The sequence below is a fragment of the Gangjinia marincola genome, from assembly GCF_039523415.1.
Lineage (GTDB): Bacteria > Bacteroidota > Bacteroidia > Flavobacteriales > Flavobacteriaceae > Gangjinia > Gangjinia marincola.
Genome location: NZ_BAAAFG010000016.1, coordinates 298,028 through 321,422, shown reverse-complemented (window position 1 = coordinate 321,422; position 23,395 = coordinate 298,028). Strand labels below are relative to the sequence as shown.

Annotated in this window: 20 protein-coding genes and 1 tRNA gene; 12 read left to right on the top strand and 9 right to left on the bottom strand. The window is 40.2% G+C overall.

The genetic code is table 11. From position 1 onward, the window contains the following. The 8 genes from ABD000_RS12425 (at nucleotide 1) to ABD000_RS12390 (ending at nucleotide 8,528) form a co-directional block, all read left to right on the top strand. Nucleotides 1-1,218 (top strand): FtsW/RodA/SpoVE family cell cycle protein, encoded by a 1,218-nt coding sequence (locus ABD000_RS12425; RefSeq protein ID WP_343768089.1) that lies wholly within the window; start codon nucleotides 1-3, stop codon nucleotides 1,216-1,218. After that, nucleotides 1,218-2,312, top strand: a complete 1,095-nt coding sequence (gene murG / locus ABD000_RS12420) for an undecaprenyldiphospho-muramoylpentapeptide beta-N-acetylglucosaminyltransferase (protein WP_343768892.1) — start codon at nucleotides 1,218-1,220, stop codon at nucleotides 2,310-2,312. The genes ABD000_RS12425 and murG overlap by 1 nt, the downstream gene beginning before the upstream one ends. After that, nucleotides 2,312-3,673, top strand: a complete 1,362-nt coding sequence (murC, locus tag ABD000_RS12415; RefSeq protein ID WP_343768087.1) for a UDP-N-acetylmuramate--L-alanine ligase — start codon at nucleotides 2,312-2,314, stop codon at nucleotides 3,671-3,673. The genes murG and murC overlap by 1 nt, the downstream gene beginning before the upstream one ends. Further along, nucleotides 3,660-4,373, top strand: coding sequence for a cell division protein FtsQ/DivIB (locus tag ABD000_RS12410; RefSeq protein WP_343768085.1), 714 nt, complete (start codon nucleotides 3,660-3,662; stop codon nucleotides 4,371-4,373). Before murC ends, ABD000_RS12410 begins: the two co-directional genes overlap by 14 nt. Nucleotides 4,374-4,376: 3 nt before the next feature. Next, nucleotides 4,377-5,714, top strand: coding sequence for a cell division protein FtsA (gene ftsA / locus ABD000_RS12405; protein ID WP_343768083.1), 1,338 nt, complete (start codon nucleotides 4,377-4,379; stop codon nucleotides 5,712-5,714). 90 nt (nucleotides 5,715-5,804) lie between these two features. Beyond that, entirely contained in the window at nucleotides 5,805-7,766 is a 1,962-nt protein-coding gene (gene ftsZ / locus ABD000_RS12400) for a cell division protein FtsZ (protein WP_343768081.1), read from the top strand. 82 nt (nucleotides 7,767-7,848) lie between these two features. After that, nucleotides 7,849-8,298, top strand: a complete 450-nt coding sequence (locus tag ABD000_RS12395) for a GatB/YqeY domain-containing protein (protein ID WP_343768079.1) — start codon at nucleotides 7,849-7,851, stop codon at nucleotides 8,296-8,298. Between the two features lie 156 nt (nucleotides 8,299-8,454). Further along, nucleotides 8,455-8,528, top strand: a tRNA-Arg gene (locus tag ABD000_RS12390). A 783-nt stretch (nucleotides 8,529-9,311) separates the two neighbouring features. On the opposite strand, the gene ABD000_RS12385 is transcribed toward ABD000_RS12390, so the two are convergent. Together ABD000_RS12385 and ABD000_RS12380 are read right to left on the bottom strand one after the other, a co-directional pair. Then, complete coding sequence (locus ABD000_RS12385) at nucleotides 9,312-9,560, bottom strand: hypothetical protein (protein WP_343768077.1); 249 nt, start codon at nucleotides 9,558-9,560, stop codon at nucleotides 9,312-9,314. Nucleotides 9,561-9,717: 157 nt separating this feature from the next. Continuing rightward, entirely contained in the window at nucleotides 9,718-11,151 is a 1,434-nt protein-coding gene (locus ABD000_RS12380; RefSeq protein WP_343768074.1) for an SLC13 family permease, read from the bottom strand. Between the two features lie 179 nt (nucleotides 11,152-11,330). Between ABD000_RS12380 and ABD000_RS12375 the strand changes: the two genes are divergently transcribed. From ABD000_RS12375 to ABD000_RS12365, 3 genes are all read left to right on the top strand, one after another. Continuing rightward, the gene (locus tag ABD000_RS12375) at nucleotides 11,331-12,314 is read left to right on the top strand and encodes a LacI family DNA-binding transcriptional regulator (protein WP_343768072.1); all 984 of its coding nucleotides are present in this window, start codon (nucleotides 11,331-11,333) and stop codon (nucleotides 12,312-12,314) included. 65 nt (nucleotides 12,315-12,379) lie between these two features. Further along, nucleotides 12,380-12,913, top strand: a complete 534-nt coding sequence (locus ABD000_RS12370) for an RNA polymerase sigma factor (RefSeq protein ID WP_343768069.1) — start codon at nucleotides 12,380-12,382, stop codon at nucleotides 12,911-12,913. Continuing rightward, nucleotides 12,910-13,704: an anti-sigma factor gene (locus ABD000_RS12365; RefSeq protein WP_343768066.1), complete on the top strand. Its 795-nt coding sequence runs from the start codon at nucleotides 12,910-12,912 to the stop codon at nucleotides 13,702-13,704. Before ABD000_RS12370 ends, ABD000_RS12365 begins: the two co-directional genes overlap by 4 nt. 157 nt (nucleotides 13,705-13,861) lie before the next feature. Here the strand turns inward: ABD000_RS12365 and ABD000_RS12360 are convergent, their stop codons facing one another. The 7 genes from ABD000_RS12360 to ABD000_RS12330 all read right to left on the bottom strand — a co-directional run bounded on the left by ABD000_RS12360 (nucleotide 13,862) and on the right by ABD000_RS12330 (nucleotide 21,618). Next, complete coding sequence (locus ABD000_RS12360) at nucleotides 13,862-14,710, bottom strand: RNA polymerase sigma factor (RefSeq protein ID WP_343768063.1); 849 nt, start codon at nucleotides 14,708-14,710, stop codon at nucleotides 13,862-13,864. Between the two features lie 12 nt (nucleotides 14,711-14,722). Next, nucleotides 14,723-15,310 carry a hypothetical protein gene (locus tag ABD000_RS12355; protein WP_343768061.1) on the bottom strand — a complete coding sequence of 196 codons (588 nt, stop codon included), beginning with the start codon at nucleotides 15,308-15,310 and terminating at the stop codon, nucleotides 14,723-14,725. 5 nt (nucleotides 15,311-15,315) lie between these two features. Continuing rightward, nucleotides 15,316-16,311: a quinone oxidoreductase family protein gene (locus ABD000_RS12350; protein WP_343768058.1), complete on the bottom strand. Its 996-nt coding sequence runs from the start codon at nucleotides 16,309-16,311 to the stop codon at nucleotides 15,316-15,318. 354 nt (nucleotides 16,312-16,665) lie between these two features. Beyond that, complete coding sequence (locus ABD000_RS12345) at nucleotides 16,666-18,885, bottom strand: TonB-dependent receptor (RefSeq protein ID WP_343768052.1); 2,220 nt, start codon at nucleotides 18,883-18,885, stop codon at nucleotides 16,666-16,668. A 1-nt stretch (nucleotide 18,886) separates the two neighbouring features. Then, the gene (locus ABD000_RS12340; protein ID WP_343768046.1) at nucleotides 18,887-20,167 is read right to left on the bottom strand and encodes a tetratricopeptide repeat protein; all 1,281 of its coding nucleotides are present in this window, start codon (nucleotides 20,165-20,167) and stop codon (nucleotides 18,887-18,889) included. A 114-nt stretch (nucleotides 20,168-20,281) separates the two neighbouring features. Continuing rightward, nucleotides 20,282-20,899 (bottom strand): DUF4331 family protein, encoded by a 618-nt coding sequence (locus tag ABD000_RS12335; RefSeq protein ID WP_343768044.1) that lies wholly within the window; start codon nucleotides 20,897-20,899, stop codon nucleotides 20,282-20,284. 23 nt (nucleotides 20,900-20,922) lie between these two features. After that, nucleotides 20,923-21,618, bottom strand: coding sequence for a DUF4331 family protein (locus tag ABD000_RS12330; protein WP_343768036.1), 696 nt, complete (start codon nucleotides 21,616-21,618; stop codon nucleotides 20,923-20,925). A gap of 156 nt (nucleotides 21,619-21,774) precedes the next feature. Here ABD000_RS12330 and ABD000_RS12325 point away from each other — a divergent pair, with 156 nt between their 5' ends. Then, nucleotides 21,775-23,391, top strand: coding sequence for a SulP family inorganic anion transporter (locus tag ABD000_RS12325; RefSeq protein WP_343768890.1), 1,617 nt, complete (start codon nucleotides 21,775-21,777; stop codon nucleotides 23,389-23,391). Nucleotides 23,392-23,395 lie beyond the last annotated feature (4 nt).

Sequence of the window (23,395 nt, the reverse complement as noted above, 5' to 3'; positions counted from 1 at the left end):
ATGAGTAATAGCTTTAAACATATCATCACCAATATAAAGGGCGATAAAGTTATCTGGGCCGTAGCAGGATTGTTGGCAATATTTTCTTTTATACCTGTCTTTAGCGCCAGTAGTAACTTAGCCTATTTGTATGGAAATGGAAGTACTCTCAAGTATCTGGTAAAACATTTTACGCATTTGTTTTTAGGTTTTACCATTTTATATGCGATCCATAAAGTGCCCTACAGATATTTTAGAGGGCTCTCTATCATTATGGTGCCTGTGGTGATTTTATTATTACTTTTTACATTGGCTCAAGGCAACACTATTGGTGGGGCAAACGCCAGTAGGTGGATACAGCTCCCCATTGTAAATATGACCTTTCAAACCTCTACGCTGGCAGCGGTGGTATTGATGGTGTATGTTGCGCGCTATTTATCTAAAACCTACGATAAAAAAATTAGTTTTAAAGAAAGTCTTTTGCCTTTATGGTTACCGGTTTTTTTGATTTTAGCATTAATCTTACCGGCAAACCTCTCTACCGCATTAATTATTTTTTCGATGGTGTGCGTGTTGGTATTTTTAGGAGGTTATCCCATACGTTACTTAGCAACAATTATCGCCGGTGGTGTAGTCGCTTTATTGCTATTTGTACTATTAGCGAAAGCCTTTCCGGATCTTTTCCCCAACCGCGTAGATACGTGGATGAGCAGGATTGAGTCCTTTACAAATCCAGACGTAAAAGCCGAAGACTATCAAGTTGAAAAAGCCAAAATAGCCATTGCACGCGGCGGAGTAACCGGTACAGGGATAGGTAAAAGCGTACAACGAAATTTTCTGCCTCAATCTTCTTCAGATTTTATCTACGCCATTATTGTAGAAGAAATGGGGCTGGTGGGTGCCTTTGGGGTAATGTTAGCATATCTCTTACTGCTCTTTAGATTCATTATTGTGGCTACAAAAGCACCGACCATTTTTGGAAAATTATTAGTGGTAGGGGTGGGCTTACCCATCATCTTTCAAGCATTAATCAATATGGCGGTTGCGGTAGAGCTCTTTCCGGTGACTGGTCAAACCTTGCCACTGATCAGTAGTGGGGGATCTTCCATTTGGATGACATGTATGGCATTAGGTATAGTCATTAGCGTGAGTGTGCAAAGAGAAAAAATTAAGAGTGAACAAGCTAAAGAGGTGATCAATGAAGAAAACCCCTTAGAAATTTTAAGCGAAGCAATTTGATGAAGCCCTTAAGTGTTATATTATCTGGAGGAGGTACTGGTGGCCATATCTACCCCGCTATTGCTATTGCGAATGAAATCAAACGCAGGCATCCGCAATCTAACATTCTATTTGTAGGCGCTAAGGATCGTATGGAAATGCAAAAAGTACCCAAAGCAGGTTATCCTATACAAGGATTGTGGATTAGTGGAATACAGCGTAAGCTTACACTTAAAAACTTCATGTTCCCGTTTAAATTGATCAGCAGCTTGGTTAAATCCAGAAGAATCATCAAAACACATGCACCAGATATCGTAATTGGTACGGGGGGCTTCGCCAGCGGACCTCTACTTAAAGTGGCGAACAGCATGGATATAGGTACTTTGATTCAAGAACAAAATTCGTATGCCGGCATCACCAATAAATGGCTGGCGGGTAAAGCCAATACTATATGTGTGGCGTATGATGGGATGGAGCGTTATTTTCCTTCGGAAAAAATTGTACTTACCGGGAATCCCGTAAGACAAGATTTATTAGAGATCACCTCAAAAACTGTTGAGGCAAACACATACTTTAATCTTGATCCTACTAAAAAAACGGTATTGGTACTGGGCGGAAGCCAAGGCGCAGGCAAAATTAATCAATTAATCGCAGGACATTTATCTGCGTTTAAGGAATTAGATATTCAATTGATTTGGCAAACGGGATCTAATTATTATACGCAATTTAAAGATCATGAAACGGGTCAAGTCTTAGTAAAAGAATTTATTTACCGCATGGATCTGGCCTATGCCGCAGCAGACGTTATTATCAGCAGAGCAGGTGCTGGATCGGTATCAGAGCTTTGCATCGTGGGTAAGCCTGTAATATTTATTCCGTCGCCCAATGTGTCTGAAGATCATCAAACCAAAAATGCTCTAGCTATTGCCAAAGAACATGCAGCCCTGATGCTTAAGGAAGCAGAATTAGAAGAGAAATTTTTGCCCGAGTTTAAAAGGCTTTTAGAAGATTCATATTTACAGACATCACTTTCAGTAAACATTAAAAAATTAGCCAAACCCAATGCAACAAAAGAGATTGTTGATGAGGTGGAAAAATTAATTACAGGAAAATAGTGAATATCAGTAAGGAACATATCACACGTTTTTATTTCCTCGGCATTGGGGGAATAGGGATGAGCGCGCTTGCCCGTTATTTTAACGCAAGTGGATATGATGTTGCGGGATATGACAAAACGGCTACGGCACTTACTACTCAGCTAATTTCTGAAGGGATTGAGGTTAATTTCGCTCCAACAGCAGATGCTATTCCGGCACGTTTTAAGGAAAAAAATGAAACGATGATCGTGTATACTCCTGCAGTACCCGCAGATATGGAGCAGTATATGTTTTTCCTGAATAATGGTTTCGGAATCAGAAAAAGAGCTCAAGTCTTAGGCATGATCAGTCATGCGATAAAAACTTTAGCCATTGCCGGCACACATGGTAAAACAACCACAACTGCGATACTGGGTCACTTGCTCGCTTTCGCGGAAGAAAAGGTAACGGCTTTCTTGGGTGGAATCAGCGAAAATTATCACACCAACCTAATTCTAAAAGGTAATGATCTAATGGTGGTTGAAGCAGATGAATTTGATCGATCCTTTCTCACCCTATCACCTTCGATCGCTGCGATCACCTCAATGGATGCAGACCATTTGGATATTTATGGAGAGGCTGATGCACTTACAAAATCCTTTGGCGAGTTTGCCCAGTTAGTCCAAGATGACGGAGAACTAATCATTAGAAAAGGTCTTCCGCTTGACGGCAAAACCTATGGCATTGATGAAGATGCAGATTATAATGGCACTAATCTTGTAATTAAAGAAGGTGTCTATGAATTTAACCTACAAACACCTTATGGTGTTTTAGAGCAATTGAGGTTTTCCTTACCGGGAAAGCACAACGTTTTAAATGCAATAGCAGCTATGGCAGTGGCGATTGAATATGGTATTTCCCCAAGTACTATTTCAGTCGCCCTGCCTTTTTTTAAAGGCGTAGAACGCCGGTTTAGTTATCGAATCAAGACAGAGGACTTAGTCCTTATTGATGATTACGCGCATCACCCAACCGAAATTAATGCGGTACACCAGGCAATTCGTGAAATGTACCCAGATGAACAGATACTGGCGATTTTTCAGCCACATCTTTATAGCCGAACCCGTGATTTTATAAATGAATTTGCTAGTGCATTAGGTCAATTTGATCAAGTTGCACTATTAGATATTTACCCTGCACGTGAGAAACCTATCGCAGGGATTACCTCTATGGCTTTACTCCATAAAATGGATCATAAGGATAAAAAACTCGTTCAAAAAGAAGAGTTGAAAGACGTAGTGTCTGATTCAGACTGTAAAATTGTGGTCATGATGGGCGCGGGAGATATAGGAATTGAAATTATGAACCTCACAAAAACATTACAGAATGAAGTTCATTGATTATATAAAAATTATAGTATTGATAGGTGTTACCGGCTTTTTATTTGGTTTTGCCAACCTTAGAAATGAACAGCGTATTAGCGATGAAATTGACATCAATTTTACGAATGGAAACAACCTTTTTGTAACTGAAGAGGTCGTTAATAAAATGTTGATACAAAATAAAGCCGACCTTGAGAATAAGGTAAGAGAACCCTTAGTTTTGAATAGGTTGGAGCAGGCGTTAGACGATCATGAAATGATCAAAGCGTCAGATGTTTACCTTTCGATAGATGGAAAATTAGGTGCGATCTTAACCCAACGTCAACCCATTGCACGGGTGATGGATCGATCTGCGTATTATATCGATGATGAAGGATTGGTAATGCCATTATCCAACTATCATTCGGCCAGAGTGGTAACGATAAGCGGGATAAATGAGAAAGAGGCAAAGGAGTCATTTCCTTTGCTGAAGCGAATAGATGAAGACCCATTTTTGAAAAAGACGATCACGCATATCACCAAAAGAACACATGGTGGATATATATTTTCGCTAAGGACACTGGATATGCAAGTAGCTTTTGGAGCACTAACAGATCTTGATAAAAAGATAAATAATTTTAAAGCATTTTATAAAAAAGCACAAAAGGATGACCAACTAAATACTTATGCGTTGGCAGACTTACAATTTGGAAACCAGGTGGTGTGTACTAAAAAATAAACCATGGCAGATCAGGAAATTTCGGTAGGACTAGACATTGGAACCACAAAAATTGTGGCCATGATAGGCAAGAACAATGAGTATGGAAAGATGGAAATTCTTGGGATAGGAAAATCCAAAAGCCTTGGTGTTCACCGTGGTGTGGTCAATAACATTACCCAAACCATTCAATCTATCCAACAAGCTGTTCAAGAGGCAGAGGCCAATTCTGGTTTAGAGATTGATCAGGTTACCGTGGGTATTGCTGGGCAGCACATACGTAGTCTTCAGCATAGCGATTACATTACACGACCTAACTCAGATGAAGTCATTAACCATGATGATATTGATCGCTTATGCAACCAGGTACATAAACTGGTCATGTTGCCTGGCGAAGAAATCATTCATGTGCTTCCGCAAGAATATAAAGTCGATGGCCAGGCAGAGGTAATGCAACCTATCGGGATGTACGGTGGGCGATTAGAAGCCAATTTTCACGTCGTAGTAGGACAGGTTACTTCCATTAGAAACATTGGTCGTTGCGTTAAGAGTGCAGGACTCAACCTTTCAGCCGTAACGCTGGAACCCCTCGCTTCCGCGGAAGCGGTATTAAGCCAGGAGGAGAAAGAAGCCGGTGTAGCATTAATTGATATAGGAGGTGGAACGACCGATTTAGCCATTTTTAAAGATGGCATCATTCGGCATACCGCAGTAATCCCGTTTGGAGGTAATGTAATCACCGAGGATATTAAGGAAGGCTGCTCCATCATTGAAAAACAGGCAGAATTGCTTAAAACCAAATTTGGATCAGCTTGGCCGGGAGAGAATAAGGAGAACGAAATTGTCTCTATCCCAGGACTAAGAGGGCGTGAACCCAAAGAGATTAGCCTGAAAAACTTATCTAAGATCATTCATGCGCGCGTCGTAGAAATTGTAGAACAGGCGTACTTAGAGATCAAAAATTACGGGCATGAAGAGCAAAAGAAAAAACTGATTGCCGGCATTGTATTAACGGGTGGTGGTGCACAGTTAAAACACCTTAAGCAATTGGTAGAATACATCACGGGCATGGATACGCGCATTGGATATCCCAATGAGCATTTGGCAGGTGATAGTGATGGCGAATTAACCAGTCCGTTATATGCTACTGCCGTTGGTTTGGTGATGAAAAGTATTGAATCTAAGACAGAAACGCCAGAGGAGGATGAAGAATTACCTCAGACAGATCAGGTCGAAGAACAGGAGCAAGACGAAGCTGAAGAATTGATGAACAGCGTAGAAGAAAATCGTCAAAAGGAACGTAAAAGCATTTTTGAAAAGTGGAGCGATAAGTTTAAAGACTTTTTAGATAATGCCGAATAAGCCGAAGGCTAAAACAGGCTTTCACAGAAATGTAATTCGTCGTAGACCGAAAGTAGTAAAAGTAGCACAACACAATATTAAATAAAACGTATGAGCAGCGGAGAGATAGATAACATAGCCTTTGATTTACCTAAAAATAAATCTAATGTCATCAAGGTCATTGGTGTAGGTGGTGGAGGTAGTAATGCCATTAACTACATGTTTCAGCAAGGAATTAATGGGGTTGACTTTGTAGTGTGTAATACAGATGCACAAGCGCTTCAAAACAGTCCGGTTCCTAATAAGATTCAGCTGGGTGTTGCCCTGACAGAAGGTTTAGGTGCAGGCGCCAATCCACAAGTAGGTGAGGAGTCTGCGATCGAAAGCTTTGAGGAAATTAAGAACATGCTCAGTATTAATACCAAGATGGTATTTATCACTGCCGGTATGGGCGGTGGTACGGGTACAGGTGCTGCACCAATCATAGCGAAGCTTTCTAAAGAATTGGATATCCTTACGGTTGGAATAGTCACTGTGCCATTTCAGTTTGAAGGAAAAATGCGAAATGAGCAGGCGCAATTGGGTGTAGAAAAGCTGCGTCAAAATGTGGATTCACTCATTGTCATTAATAATAATAAATTGCGTGAGGTCTATGGAAATTTAGGTTTTAAAGCCGGATTTTCTAAAGCAGATGAGGTGTTGGCTACGGCCTCAAAAGGGATCGCAGAGGTAATCACGCATCACTATACCCAAAATATTGACCTTAGAGATGCCAAAACGGTGTTGAGCAATAGCGGTACAGCGATTATGGGTTCTGCAACAGCTTCAGGATCGAATCGTGCGGTAGAAGCAATTACAAAAGCTTTGGATTCACCGCTATTAAACGATAATAAAATCTCTGGTGCCAAGAACGTGCTATTGTTAATCGTTTCGGGGTCGGAAGAAATCACCTTAGACGAAATAGGAGAGGTAAATGACCATATTCAGGCAGAAGCCGGTCACAGTGCGAATATCATCATGGGTGTTGGTGAGGATGCTGAATTGGAAGGATCAATTTCGGTTACTGTAATTGCCACTGGTTTTGATGCCGAAGCACAAAACATGATGGTCAATACAGATCCTAAGAAAATTATCCATACCCTAGAAGATGAGCAGCGCGCAGAACATGATTTAACTCCGCAGGCAACGACCACACCGGCACATCAACCCTTACAGGTAGAAGAAAAGATCGTGCACGTTTTAGAAGAGGATCCTGAGCCTATTGAGGAAAAGATGATGGACGTTGAAAAGGTAGAGATGGATCTTGTACCTACATCATTATTGCTTAAAAATATGGATGTGGTGTATGAAGAAGTCTTGGCTAAAGCCGAAGAAGAATTCACCATCACAGAACGCACAGATATTATTAGTAACATAGAGGTGCATGAAGCTGAAGAAGTCACTGCCAGTCAAGCAGAAATTGAAGAACAACAAGCGGCATTTTCCTTTGATTTCCCTGTGGAGATAGAGCAGTCTAATACAGTTGTGCAGCAGGAAACTAAAGAATATTCCTCTGCTCAACCCGAAGTTCAAGAAGAAGAGGAGCGTGTTGTGTTTACTTTAGAGGATGATACCAGAGAAATTGAGGTAAAAGACGCAATGGAGGTTAAGCCTACCATTAAGAATCATTCAGAGCGTATCGTACGCTACAGTTTGGAAGAGGACATGCCTTCAAAGCCATCGGTCGTAAATGAAGAGGATGCAACACTTAACATGCAAACCAAAACCTTGCCTATGGAGACAGAGGTAGAAGAGGATCAGCAAGACCCCTTTAATCAACCTTTGTCAGAGGAGTTAGTGCGACGTGCTGCAGAGCGAAGAGCTAAAATGAAGGAGTTTAATTATAAGTTTAGAAACGCCAATGCGCAGATTGATGATATAGAGAAACAACCTGCGTACAAAAGAGCCGGAGTTGATTTAGAGAATACACAATCTTCTGAAGATGGTAACCTTTCTCGTATCACGTTAAACACTGATGAAAACGGAGAGGATTTTAGAAGTAACAATTCTTTTTTACATGATAATGTGGACTAGTTGCCACCTTTTGGGGAGAAGTATGAAAAGAGGAGCACAAAAGTGTTTCTCTTTTTTTATCTTCGCGGTCTAAAATGTGAACATGAGTTTAGAAGTAAAAATTACGGGCGCCATGAAGGAGGCGATGAAGGCAAAAGATCAAGTTCAATTGGCTTCATTAAGAGCGATTAAATCTGAACTTTTACTGGCTAAAACTTCTTCTACGGCAAGTGAATTATCGGCAGATGATGAAATAAAACTCCTTCAAAAATTGGTAAAGCAACGCAAGGAGTCTGCGCGTATCTATCAGGAACAAGGTCGTGAAGATTTAATGCAGCCAGAGTTTGAACAGGCAGGTGTCATTGAGCAATTTTTACCAGAGCAAGCCAGTGAAGAAGAAATTGAACGCGTAGTAGATAATGTGATTGAGACAACAGGAGCTTCAGGCATGCAGGATATGGGCAAAGTGATGGGTATGGCCTCTAAACAACTTTCTGGCAAGGCAGATGGAGGTGCAATCTCTAAAATTGTAAAGCGTAAATTGGCTAATTAATTGAATTACCTACTTGCGCTGTCACATTAAGGGTTGAGATTGAAACACGCTTTTAATAAAATGATATGTAATGCTGTCACATTGAGCGGAGTCGAAATGTGAATCTAATAATGAAAGTTTTAAAGAAATAAGATTTCTGCTTTCGCAGGAATTAACGGCCACGTAGCTCAGCTGAATAGAGCACTGGATTTCGGCTCCAGCGGTCGGGGGTTTGAATCCCTCCGTGGTCACGAATGAATAAAAGCCGGGAATGTAAATACTTAAGTGAACTTAGATATTTACATTCCCGGATTTTATTATCATATTGCATCCGACGAACGCAGATTCTGCGTGAGAGGAATGCACGGCGTTGTAGGGATCACCGCAGGTAATCCCGTTTTTAAAGACATAAATTTCTAAACGGATGGTGCTTGCTCAAGTATTTTTGCTAGGGTATTTTATTGTCATAATGCATCCAACGATTGAAGGAACTGCAAGAGAGGAATGCACAGCGTTGTAGGGATCACCGCAGGTAATCCCGTTTTTAAAGACATAAATTTCTAAACTGATGGTGCTTGCTCAAGTATTTTTGCTAGGGTATTTTATTGTCATAATGCATCCAACGATTGAAGGAACTGCAAGAGAGGAATGCACAGCGTTGTAGGGATCACCGCAGGTAATCCCGTTTCTAAAGACATAAATTTCTAAAATGATGGTGCTTGCTCAAGTATTTTTGTTAGGGTATTTTATGATCAAATTGCATCCGACGAACGTATGAAATGCGTGAGAGGAATGCATAGCTTCGTAGGTATGCGCGAAGAATAAGCGCAGGTAATCTTACATCCTTACCCCAGCCCCGATGTCTTCCTCTCGTTCCTAAGTCACTCGTCGGAGACAAAAAAAGGAGAGGGACTTAATCTCAGTGTTGTGATGGGGAATTTTATGATCAAATTGCATTTGACAAGTGCAGGCACTGTAAGAGAGAAACGTACGGTGTTTTGAGACGTGCTATGAACGATATCTTTCTGTCGTAACTATGCCGTAGCATTTAGCGGTGCCCAGTGAGAGCAGAGCATACCGGGGGCTGCTTTTTTTGGATTTGCGCATTCAGATTCTTCATATTTAGCACACGTAACACAGCTTGGGTCATTCTTCAGTGCAGCTTTCATACTGAAAGTGTCACAGGTATACTCCGCATTTACCTTTACACCGTGAACACTACAGATACCATTAACTTTATAATTTTCACAGTTTGCACAACTATTTCCTAATCGAATTGCCATAAGTTCTATATTTTATTTGAAGATAAAGTCTATTGTCAACATATTGCGTTATAAATATGTGAAATTCAATAATTTGAGTTTAGACTAAGTATAAATAAAGTAGTAATTTTTAGAATCTACTCTATTAATGTAAGATCTCCAGATAAATTTTAAGGTATCATTGAATATCCCAGAGCAAGGGCAAAATAAAATAAACAAATGCAGTTAGTATAAGGATAGAAATCATGTTCATCCAGATTCCCTTTTTTACCATATCACTCATGTTAAGATAGCCGGATCCAAAGACTACGGCATTTGGCGGCGTGGCAACCGGAAGCATAAATGCACATGAAGCCGCTACGGTGGCGCTTACTAACAATATATACGGATGAACTTCTAGTACCACAGCAACAGGAACCAAAATAGGTAGTAACATCGCGGTCGTGGCAAGGTTTGACGTGATTTCTGTGAGAAAATTTACCGCTGTGATGATAATCAACAAGAGCAACAGGAGTGATATTCCAACAAAAGAGGTTAACTGACTCCCGATCCAAACGGCCAGTCCACTTGAATCAAACCCCGATGCTAATGCCATACCCCCACCAAAAAGTATAAGAATCCCCCAGGGGAGTTTAACTGCATCTTCCCATACGATCAGTCGACCTTCTTGTTTTGAAGGTAGTATAAATAAAAGCACAGAAGCAATGATAGCGATGATGGTATCATCAATAGCGGGTAAAACTTTTACTAAAAGAAATGAACGGCATATCCATGCAATGGCGGTTAAACAAAAAACGATGAGAATGAGCTTTTCTTCGTATGAAACCTTACCCAATTTTTGGAGTTGATTTACTATTTCTGCACGCCCACCGGGAAATGTTTTCTGCTTGAATGTAAATGCAAATCTCGTGAGATAACCCCATGAAATGAAGAGTAAAATAATACTTAATGGAAAGCCAAACATGAACCATTGTCCAAATGTGATTTCAGTGTCATAGGTACGTTCAACAACTCCGGCAAGAACTAAATTTGGCGGAGTTCCAATTAATGTTGCCATGCCACCAATACTGGCACTGTAGGCGATAGCCAGCATTAGTGCTTTTCCAAATGTTTGGTGCTCATTCTCTACCGTTAACGGGTTGTCTTTAAGTTGTAAAACAATAGCAATCCCTACCGGCAATATCATTACGGCTGTCGCGGTATTAGAAATCCACATAGAGAGAAAAGCAGTTGCAACCATGAAACCAAGAATGATCCTGTTGATATTAGTACCTACCAGCTTAATGATCGTTAAAGCAATACGCTTATGTAAATTCCATTTCTCAATCGCGATCGCTAAAATAAATCCACCAATGAATAAAAATATATACTTATGACCATAAGAGGCTGTGGTTTCGCTAAGCGACAAACCACCGGTTAGCGGAAATAAGATAATGGGTAATAATGCGGTAACAGCGATTTGAACTGCCTCAGTAATCCACCATACCGCAATCCATGCCGTAGAAGCCAAAATAGCATTGGCACTATGTTCTAAACCTTCCGGATAAAAGAAGAGCCTAATCAATATAAAAAGTGATGGACCAAGAAACAGCCCGATTTTTTGTTTCGACATTAAAAATTATGCATTAATTCAGTCTTAATGTTTTTATAAGAACTCATTTTCTGCTGCAATATAAAGAGCTATTTTATAGTAAAAAGATACGATGTACAATTAATCGATGTATTTTGTTTGTCTTTAAATAGGCTAGGCTTAGTATTTCAATGTATATTTAAACAACCTAACAACCGCTCATGCCTAAACCAACGATGACCTTAAAACAGTTGGCAGGAATTTTAAATGTCTCTGTTTCTACCATAAGTAAAGCCCTTAACGATAGTCCAGAAATTAGCGATGCAACCCGTGCACGTGTTAAAGAGGTGGCGCATTTTTACAATTATCAACCTAATCGCATTGCCCAAAATCTTAAATCTGGTAAGACTAATATCATAGCGCTGATCATACCTAGTTTACAAAATTTCTTTTTTAATGATGTTCTTAATGGCATAGAGGAGGCGCTGCGAGAAACGCAATATCACTTAATGATTAATCTTACTAATGAGTCTTCTGCCAAAGAGGCCCAGTTGGTAGAAACACTCAGCCACGGTTTGGTAGATGGCTTAATTATTGCCATGGCAGAGGAAACGCAAAAACAACAAGCCTTTGATCATTTTAGCCCTTCTAAACCCATTGTATTTTTTGATCGAATTGAAGAAAACTTAAATGATTTTGTAAACATCAAAACTAATGATGCTATCGCCGTAGAAAATGCGGTGGAGTATCTTATGGATAAGGGCCGGAGTACTTTTGCATTGATATCAACGATCCATAACTTAAATGTTGGTAAAGAGCGCAAAGCTGGTTTTGTAAAGGCTCATAACACACACGAAAAAGCCATCGCGCATGATTTAATACTTGAATCAACTAAAGAAAATGTGTCTGCTCAAACACTGGCCTTACTCAAAGAAAACAAGGTAGACGGTATTATAGCGTTAGACGAGGAATCTTCAATTGCTGCTGTACAGGCGTGTAAAACGCTAGGGATTGAGCGTAATAGAGACATTGATGTTATAGGTTACGCAAGTCAAAAACTAGCCGAAAATATGACTCCGCAGCTATCCACGATTGATCAGCATGGCGATCGTATAGGTAAGGAGAGTGTGCAAATTCTGTTAGATATCTTGCAACTAAAAGATTATGATCTCACTCATATCAAATCAGAGCTTGTGATTAGGTAAAAAAAGTAACATATCTCTAGCTATAAGAATATTTAAACAACTATTTTAGAGGTATAAAGCCATTCATGCAACCAGACTTACTCATTACTCAGCTCCAGGATAAAAACGAAAAAGCATTTCGGCGTATCTATGAAATGTATTCAGAAAATGTATTGGGGATCATTCAAACTATTGTACGTGATGCAGAACTAGCAGAAGAAGTCATGCAGGATGTCTTCATTAAGGTTTGGAACAATGCCACTAGCTACGATGCCTCAAAAGGTAGATTTTTCACTTGGATACTCAATATTGCACGCAACGCGGCCATTGATAAAACGCGTTCAAAAGCATATAAGAATAAAAAACAAAACCATCAGGCTTCCTTTTTCGTAGATATCCTAGAAGCAAAAGATTCATTTGTTGCCAAAGTAGATGCGATTGGGATCAAAAAATACATCGGCAAATTAAAACCGGTCTGTAAAGAGATTATAGAACTTATATTTTTTAAGGGCTATACCCATAAAGAAACTGCTGAAGCCCTTACTATGCCATTGGGCACGGTTAAGACTAGAAATAGAAATTGCATCAAAGAACTTAGGGCAGCATTAAATTTGACATGATCAATATTGAAGAATACATATCATCTGGAATACTGGAGCTTTATGTTGCCGGTGCTCTTAGCCCACAAGAAGAGGTTGAGGTCACTGCTTTAGTGAACCAGCATCCAGAGCTTCAACAAGAAGTAGAAGAAATTGAGGCTGCCTTGTTGCAATTGAGCGCAGCTGCTTCACCCGGTGTTAATCAAGAATCTTTTTCTGCTATTCAAAAACTATTAAGAGAGACTAAGGTTGTCGCGCTGCCTTCGGCTACAAGTTCTAGTACAAAAACGACCGCATTTATTGGTTGGGCGGCGGCCATCTTGGCACTAGTAGGTCTTTTCTTTATCTATCAAGAGAACCAAGCGTTAGAATCTCAACTCTCTGATCAGTTGGATGAAAAGGAGCGCCTGCAAGACAGTATTCAAGTGGCAGCAAAGCAGCTAGAAGAATTAAAAATTTATACGAATGCGATTCGCCGTGAAGAAACGGTGAAAGTTAAATTGGCCGGGCAAGCCGTATCGCCAACTTCTGTCGCTACGGTGCATTGGGATAAAAAAGAAAATAAGGTGTACATTGATGCCAGCGGACTGCCAGAGCCACCACCGGGCAAGGTATATCAAGTTTGGTCGCTTAAACTGGAACCACTTACCCCAACCAGCATTGGATTATTAGATGACTTTGCCAGTGATGATAATAAGGTATTTATTCTACCAAATGCAAATACTTCAGAAGCCTTTGGAATCACGCTTGAACCCGCCGGCGGTAGCGATGCCCCAACTATGGAGCAGTTATATACGCTAGGCGCAGTATAATTTGGGCGTTCCCTCAACTGGGTTGAGGTCGGGCTATTCATTGCAATTCCGCTTCCCAACATGTTGGGAATGCGGGATTTTCATTGCTATCCCTAACGCGAAAGATCTATGATGATGAATTTAATTTTAGCTCCGTAAGAGAGAATCTAAGTTCAATTCAGATGATTGAATTATTAATATCAATTTCACCCATCGCCATCTGGTTGCACTTTAGAAGGATATTCTGCAATTCATGACCATCTGACTTAAGTGGGTCAATAGCTTTGACCAAATTTGTACGAAGTTTGAATAGTTCTTCTCGATTATATTTTTTAGACTTCTTGACTAAGTCTAATTTCAAAAGTTCTTGTTGTTGATTTTGTTTTGGGTTGAACCAACCGTTAAGTTCTGAGCATTGGTTACAAGCCCCTTTTTTATTGACTAGTGCGCATCGATTATCAAAAATATCCGTCATAGAACCTCTTGCGTTCTGTAGCAGATATTTTACAATTCCTTCGCTTTTTTCGAGTATGAGGCAAATATCCTTGATCGAAAAGTCGTAAATATCTTTTAGAATTAAAGCAATCTGGTTTTCGATGGGCAGATTCTTCGCAATACACGTAAAACAGGTATCGATATGTTCCTTGATTTCGTATTTGCCATACTCGGAAGTCTGCGCAACTTTGACAATCTTACCTGCAAGCTCTTCATTATTTTGAACCAGACTTTTCGCTTTTTCAGAAACATTGGGAACCCACCGTTGCCTTCGTTTTAAGTAATTGTAGGCAATACTGGTAGCAATTTGAAATACCCAAGTTTTTAACGATGCTTGACTTTTAAAAGTCTTCAATTTATCATAGGTCTTGATAAAGGTGTCGTGCGTAATATCCTCAGCATCGTTCCTGTTCGCTAACAAGCGATAGAGATACGATTTGAGCTGAGGCTGGAATTCTGCAAACAAGGATTGAAATGCGTTGATGTTGCCATTCAACGCATCCAATAGTAAATCTTCTTTAGGATTTTTCATCATCTAAAAATACTAAAGTTTAACAACTGCCGACGTTAACGCTGTAGGGCGCTTATCTGCTGTACACATATCATTGTCAGGCGGGCGTACACCAAAATATAGTTTGCCCTCATCGTCTAATTTTAACAAGTCGTGGTCTTCTGAGCACTCGGCAACTGATTTCCACAACGAGCAACCGCTTTTTGAAATATCCTTCTCGACATCCTTGGTCAAATCACAATTGGAAAAACCAAAGCCTTGAGTAACATCCGGAATATCGGTTTTAAGGGTCACGAACTTTTTATCTTCTATGAACAAGGCATTATAGGCGCCTTCAACGAATTTTGATTTGTCCAGTACAGTATATGTACCCACTGTCCTGAAATTAAAAATGGGATTCTTCATCTGTGGGTCGAAGGCCAACGTAAACGTTAACGACCATTTGCCGTCATCAAAGGTAAATTCACGCTTCCCGAACGTTCCCTGACCCCAATCCACACCTTGTGGGTCTACATACGTACCGCTAAGGTTTTCCAAGACTTTTTTTCCTTCTTTGGAAGTGTTCTGTGCACTGGCAACACTAAAGATTGCCAAGGTGCATATTAAGAGTATTCGTTTCATAATATTTAGTTGTTTGTGGTTAAGATTACTTTACCCGTTGTTTTTCTGTTCTCAATATCGATGTGCGCTTGTTTTGCTTTCGCGAAAGCGTAACGGGTAATATTTACCTGCAATTTACCTTGCATTAAAAGACCGATTACCGTTTCCAAGGCTTGTTGCCAGAGTTCCATTTTATTGTTAATGAAATAAGCCAAATTAAAGCCCGATTGCGTGATGTTCTCATCGACAAAAAATTCTGGATGAATGGTTCCCTGGACACCACCTGCACAGCCAAAAACGATGATATGTCCACCTGGTTTCAAACTTTTCAAGCTTTGGTTATACACGTCACCACCGACCATCTCGAAAACTAGGTCCACACCTTGTCCATCGGTCATTTCCTTCACTTTTTTTGACCAGTCAGATTTTGAATAGTTGACCGTTAAATCGGCGCCCAAATTCTTTGAGGTTTCCAGCTTGGCATCGGAACTTCCTGCGCCTATAACGGTCGCACCTTTCAATTTTGCCAATTGCACTAAGAGCGACCCAACACCACCTGCCGAAGCGTTGACGAGAACCGTCCTGTCTTTTAAATCTTTTGCCACTTGCGAAATCATCAGTTGTGCAGTCGTTCCTTGAACAAAAATCGCGGTAGCTTTTTCGATATCTATTTCAGGCGGTAATGGAACGCAATATTGGGCAACGGCGGTAACATATTCGGAATAGCCACCGGAATAGGGCAAAATTGCCAAAACTGTTGTACCATCGACATAGGGAACGGTCACGCCCTCGCCTACGGCCACGATTTCGCCAACGGCTTCGGTGCCCAGAACATAAGGAAGCGGTGTCTCCTGAAAATAGGTGTTCTCTCTGCGAAGGATATCGGAATAGTTGACACCGATGGTCTTTACCTTGACTAAGACCTCACCAGCATTTGGGGAAGGGATTTCTGTCTCAACGATTTTCAGGACTTCGGGCGAACCGTAGTCCTCAATTCTTATTTGTTGCATTTTGTTTTTCATATCGAGTATAATTTTAGTGGTTATACTCTTTAGACAATTGAGCGGGAAGAAACGGATGAAAATTATCTGGTTATTTCTTAAATAATTTTGATCATTACTAAATCCTTAAAGCAAAAGAATCTATCGCTAAAATACCTGCAAGGTCAAAATAAGACCCTGCAGTATAGCTACTGAGATAATAGCATAAAATTATAGTAAATAAGAAATAATTAAGAAATTTAGAACACCTGGTATATCTTGGTTTATCTTATCCTTTAAACAAAAAAGAACCCATCTGGATATCTCATCCTAGACAGGTTCTTCAAACAAACAAACTCAACCATAAAAGGGTTAAAAGGCTAATTCAAACGCTACTTAAAACGTATAGGTAAGTCGTGTTCTAACGTTAATTGGGTTACCGGGCGTAAAATGAATTTCTTCTACTGCCACAGCTTCGTTTTGTAATCGTGAATTGGTTAAAAATTGCGCTTCATTCCATTCTCTATCAAAAATATTCTCTACAATTACTCCCAGTTCAAATCTCTTCCAGGTATAATTCGCGGTAAAGTCTGTGATAAAATAGCCATCGGCTTTGATCGTATTAGACTCATCTGCCGGGCGATCGGTAAGTAATCTGCTTCTAATACTGCCTGAAAAATTCTTAAATGCTTTGAGCGTCAATCCTCCACTGGCAGCGAATTGAGGAGCTAATGGGATATAATCCTCACCATCTTCTGCCTCTAGGCTTCGTGCGTGGCTGTAAGTAAAGTCACTATCTAAAAAAAGCACTTCACTAAGTTGATAGCGTGTGGTTAAATCTGCACCAAAACGGCGGGTTCTTCCGCTGGGTTCTACAACACCCTCATCGCCTACGTATACAAATTCTTGATCTAACCCTAAATACCAAAGCGTTGAATTGATGAACAGTTTAGGTGTAGGTTTAAGGTTTAATCCGGCATCAACTCCGTAGGCTCTGGGTAAAATAGTTTGTCCACTTTGAGCCACAACGACTCTCGTATCATTGCTGTGAAAACCCGTTCCGGCTTTTAAGAACAGATCGGTTTGTGGGTTCGCAGCATATCCTATAGAAAGCTTAGGATTGAGCATGGCTTTTTGCTGAGTAGCAGTGATGTTATCCTCTAATGCATTTGTATACGTGTTAGAGAAATAATCCAGACGCAAACTTGGCGTAATGGTAAATTTACTTGGCTTATACGCCAGCTTTACATAACTAAATGAATTGGTTTCACGAATATCACCCAAGCTTCGTCGCAGGTTAATTGTCGTTCTATTGATGGTTTCAGAAAGTTCTGAATCCTCCACATAGTCTGAACGAACTCCGATGCCAGCTGTAAATTCGGCATCTACATCTAGAATTAAGAGGTCCTTTTGCCAACTTAATTTACCACCGAATAAGTTTCTGTTTTCCTGCTGAAAGATTTGATCACCAACCTCGGGATTATTGAGAAAGAAAGTAAAATTTGAATACAGACCAAACTCGTATGCCGAGTAATACGCTGAGGCTTTCAACATACTATCATCTGCCAAGAATGTGCGGTACTGTATGGATGTATTAAAACGACTGGTTTCACCACCCTCTGTATCATCAATTGCTCCAAAGCGTGAAATAGTTCCGTCTTGAACTGCTCTCACCGGGATTTGTCCTGATGCATCCCATTCACTGCTAAAATAAGAAGAGGTTAAGGTAAGTTGATCACTAGCCGAAAGCGGGATGGTAAATTTACCAAACACATTCACCCGATTAAAGTTTTGAGGAGACTCAAACGCACCGTTACTGCTCAAATATTCGGCTGATAGAACCGTATGACTTTCACTTTTTTCACCATTAATTCCAAAAAGACCTAGGGTTCTAAAGGTGTTGAACTCTCCAATTTCTTGTTTGAAGGTGTTGGTATATACTTGGTCTATGGTATTCATAGAAGCATATCCCGCAGTAGCAAAATTACCTCGGTCTGCCTTATGTGGTCCTTTACCAAAGTCTATATTCTGAATGGTTTCCGGTATGACAAAATGCAGGTCTGAATATCCTTGACCGTGCGCATGAGAAACCATATTTACCGGAATGCCATCCACATCTAGTGCAATATCAGTCCCGTGATCAATATCAAAGCCACGTAAGAAAATCTGTTCGGCTTTTCCACCACCGGCGTGTTGAGCAATAAATAACCCCGGAACAAGACGCAATACTTCTTGCGAAGATTTTACAGGATTGATCGCTACGTCGTATCCAGAGATCACCTCTAAGGGATTCTCTTTTTGGGTCAGAATAACTTCATCTAACGTGTAATTTTTTTGAAGAAGCGTAATGGAAACTTTCTTTGATGGATTAACCACTATTTTAGCATCTGTAAAACGCTCTGATTGTACGTACAATGTATCTGTTGATTCAACTTTAATGCTAAATTCTCCCTTAAAGTTCGTTTTGGTTGAGGTCTGTTGATTCAAGGCGTATACATGAGCTTCGGCTACAGAATTTCCTTGATTATCAGTAATTACTCCCATAAGTTTTTCTTCTTGTGCAGCTACCATAAAGCAGGTGAACAGAAAGAGATATGTAATTAAATTCTTGAACATATTATAGATATAATTTTTTAATATTTCTAGCCATGGCAGGTCCTAATTCAAAACTACTTGCCAATAGATCATCTTTATAAGATTGTGCCTGGTCTACATTCCCGCTGGCAATGTAAATTTGTGCTAAATAGTATGCTGCGAGTGGCTCTTCGGTTTTGTCTTTTACGTGTGCTTCGGCAATCTTCAAGGCTTTTTTAGTATCTCCTTTAAGGTGATAAATATGAGCCAAGAGTCCGTACGTTTCAGCTGTAGGTCGTGCCGCTACATCTTTTTCGGCATAATGCAAGGCAGTGTCATAATCTTTAAAATTTTCGGCATACAGATTTGCTAAATAGGCATCATACATAGATCCGTATTCAGGTTTGTCTACAGTAGTAACAAATTCTTTTCGCAGTTGCTTGGCTTCCGCGGAAGCGCTTAACGACTCAGCTAGATCAGCACGAAATAACAACAGATCAGGACTTTGATTTTTGATTGAGGCCAGGATACGTTGGGCTTCACTGGGGTTATGTTCGTGTGAATAGGTAATCCAAGCAATGCGCTTTTTTGCGTAGGTATTTTGATCATCCAGCGCTAAGGTCCTTAAAAAGTAATCATAGGCGCGATCAAGTTGACCATCATGGCTGTAGTAGTCACCAAGATTGGTGTATGTCCAAATTAGTAAGTCTTGTTTCTTTGAAGCTTCAGCATATAACTTTGCTCGTTCCATATAGCTAATGGTTGCAGCTAGATTGCCTTGATGATCACTCCATTTGGCTAATCGTATGAGGTAATCAAAATCACCATAATTTTCAATTTGGTCGAGGTATTGTTCTGCTTTTTCAACCAAGCCCAACTCCATGGAGACGTCGAATAAAAGCATAGCCGTCGCTTTACGTTTACCTCCAATTTCTTGTGCATTTAAAAGTGTTTGATGTGCCTTTTTAAATTGGTGTTGGGTAATGTAGTTTTGGGCTAAGGCAAGCAAATAACTATCTTTAGAAATGGCAGCCTTATCTGCCGCTTTTTTTAATGCTTTTTCTGCCTTTTTTAAGGCATTAATGTCACCCGTTCTATTGAATAAGTTGGTGTAGGAATTACCGGCTGCTGCTAGTGCTACGATTTGTGTACTGTCGGTAGTAATACGGGAATTCCAAAAATCATTTTTTTTGTAAACAGCATCGAGTTGATCTGTTTTGGTTGAGATGAGATAGCTATTATAGTCTGATGCATCTGTAATACTTTGTTGATCACAGCTAAGGAGCATCAAACTTAATACGGTTGTGATATATAGCGTTTTCATGAGTTTGGTGTTTGTTTGTTTATAAAAGAAAGAGGACACAACGGGGGGCTTTTGTCATGCCCTCATTTCTTAACCACATAGCAGGACTATTGGTTCTATTTTGAATGCACGTTATTAGTTGTGCGGATTCTCTAGGTATGGAAAGCTTGAAAGCGGTGTTTCACCAGATGCATTTACATTATCGGTAACTAAAATGGGTAAATTTGGCTCACCGTCATTATCAGTGTCTTGGCCGTTAAAGCGATCTCCTGTTTCACCTCCAAAAAGTAAGATAAGAGAGACATCAATTACGTCATCGGTTAACTTCCTTCCGGTCAAAATTGTTTCAGGAGAAAGTCCACCAAAGTATGTGGTTGGTCCATCGGGAGCCACTTGCAACACATCTGTTGCCAAAATAGTGGTCAAGGTTGTAGCATCAAGATTTAAAATATTTGTTTCATACTCGACTCCAAAGGCTGCATGCAATGCCACAGCGCGATCCAAAAATTTAGGTTGGAAAATTGCCGTTTGTTCAGATGGAATAGTGAGGTTAAATAAATCTTTGTCTGCACTTGTTCCGCTTAATACGGTGTTGATTCCTGGTCTTCCCATTTGATCTTCTTGCGAAAAGGTTCCGGAAAAATCAAGTTCTGCCATAGGCTCTTCCATCATTACATCATCATCATTACCACAACTGGTAAGGGTGAGCGCAGCAGCTGCAATAAGCACGTAGGTATATAATATATTTTTCATTGTTCTTGTTTTTTAAATTAGTTTTACTGCTTTCTTTTAGCTTCTACCCACGTATTAAATACCTGTACTCCGGTACCGGCAGGATGTGCAAATGTTCCGCCTAATAAGGCATTAGGAACTTCTACCACGATAGATAAAACGTTTGTACCATCAAATGTATCTACGGCTTTATCTTCTGTCTTGAAGCCACCATTTGGTCCAGATGCATCGGCATCTCCGCCAATGACTGCGTTAAAGGTTCCAAAATCAAAAAAGAAAGGATCTTCTCGCAGACCTGCGAAATAAGAAAGTCCGTTCATGGTTTCTACGGTCGCATTCCCATTACCACTAATCATTACTTCACCTTGTAAAGTTGTATTAGCGTCGATAGTGCTATTGAGGCCTGTTGAGCCCGGTGCGTAAGGTCCAAAGAAGTACATTTTTCCGTTTCTTGGAATAGCTTGGATGACTAAATCTTCTACTAAATCTCCATTGTTATCAATGTTGATTTCTACCAAGACGTTTTCATCAAAGTCTGGATCTTCTCCTGTTGGAGCCAGGGTACTTTGCACATTAGCTACAAAAACAGTGTTATTTGAGTCTGCTCCTTCAAATGCAAAGAAATCTGTAATGTCTGCTGTTGTTCCGCCAACTGTTGGAGCATCCAAGTGATCGGCGGCGATAAAGGCAGCAGTTCCTAACAGGAAAGCCGCGATTAAAAAGAGGTTTGTTTTTTTCATTATTATTAATTTATTGTTCGCTCATACTTACGCGTGCTTTTAAGCAGTGGTTTTCGTTTTAGTGTTAAAGTAATGTTAATGAAAAAAGGATTAGGGCTTAATCAATCTAAATCGGTTGATTACCTTATCTTTGCGCACTTTTTAAGGAAGGCTCTCATGATCGAACGCATATTTAGAAATTTTACCTTTAATCCTAAAGACGATATCCTATCCGGATTGACTGTGGCTCTGGCTTTAGTGCCAGAGGCTGTGGCGTTTGCCTTTGTTGCGGGGATTGATCCATTAGTAGGTCTTTATGGTGCTTTTATGATGGGGATCGTGACAGCCTTATTTGGAGGTCGACCCGGGATGATATCTGGAGCGACCGGTGCTATGGCGGTAGTAATGGTGCATATGATCCAAAAAGGTAATGAAGCCGGTCTTGCCTTAGCAACGCCTATAGAAAATCTTGGTTTACAATGGTTATTTATCACCCTGCTATTTGTAGGTGTGATTCAAATTTCTGCGGGAGTACTCAAATTAGGAAAGTTTGTACGGCTTATACCACATCCTGTGATGATGGGATTTGTGAACGGTTTAGCCATCGTGATCTTTTTATCTCAACTTGGTCTTTTTAAGAAAACAATAAATGGCGAGACGCAATGGCTTTCAGGTTCTGCGTTATACATTATGCTGGGCTTAGTATTGCTCACCATGGCGATCATGTTTTTATTACCAAAACTTACTAAGAAGATTCCGGCAGCATTAACAGCTATAATTGTCGTTGCGTGTATCACCATTTTTGGAGATTTAGATGTAAGTACGGTAGGATCTTTTATCCGAGATGGAGGAGGGGAAGGGCTTCAAGGTTATTTACCTAGCTTTCAGGCACAAATCTTTACGCTGTTTGATACCCTCAACGGGCATTGGGATCTGATCATTTCAACAGCATTTTTATTGGCAGCAGTGGGTTTAATTGAGTCTTTAATGACCTTAAATCTTATTGACGAAATGACAGAAACCCGGGGTAGCGGTAATAGGGAGTGTATTGCGCAAGGTAGCGCCAATATGCTTAACGGTCTTTTCGGTGGGATGGGTGGTTGTGCCATGATCGGTCAATCCATTATCAATGTAAATGCAGGAGGTCGTGGTCGACTTTCCGGAGCTGTGGCGGCAGTTTCCTTGCTTTGCTTTGTATTGTTTGGAGCACCGCTTATAGAACAAATCCCTATAGCCGCGCTGGTAGGCGTAATGTTTATGGTGGTTATTGGCACCTTTGCCTGGAGTAGTTTTAGAATACTTCATAAAATACCGCTATCTGATGCGTTTGTGTTGATCGCAGTTTCTGCGATTACGGTTTGGCAAGATTTAGCGATTGCTGTTATTGCGGGAGTGATTATGTCTGCATTGGTTTTTGCCTGGGAAAATGCCACCCGAATTAGAGCTAGAAAACACGTAAAACCAGATGGTACCAAAGTGTATGAAATATGGGGGCCACTATTTTTTGGTTCTGTACAAGCTTTTAATAATAAATTTGATCCTAAAACAGACCCTGATCACGTTGAAATAGACTTTATTGAGTCTAAGGTGAGCGACCATTCAGGAATTGAAGCGCTACGTGGGATAGCAAATAAGTATCTTGATTTAGGAAAGAAAGTAAAGCTTACGCATCTCAGTCCAGAGTGTAAAGAATTGCTGTTAAAAGCTAATCCGGGATTTGAGCAGGTGATAGAAACCTCTATTGATGACCCGCGCTATTATGTAGTGACCGATACTGTAGATCAAACCGTATAATTAA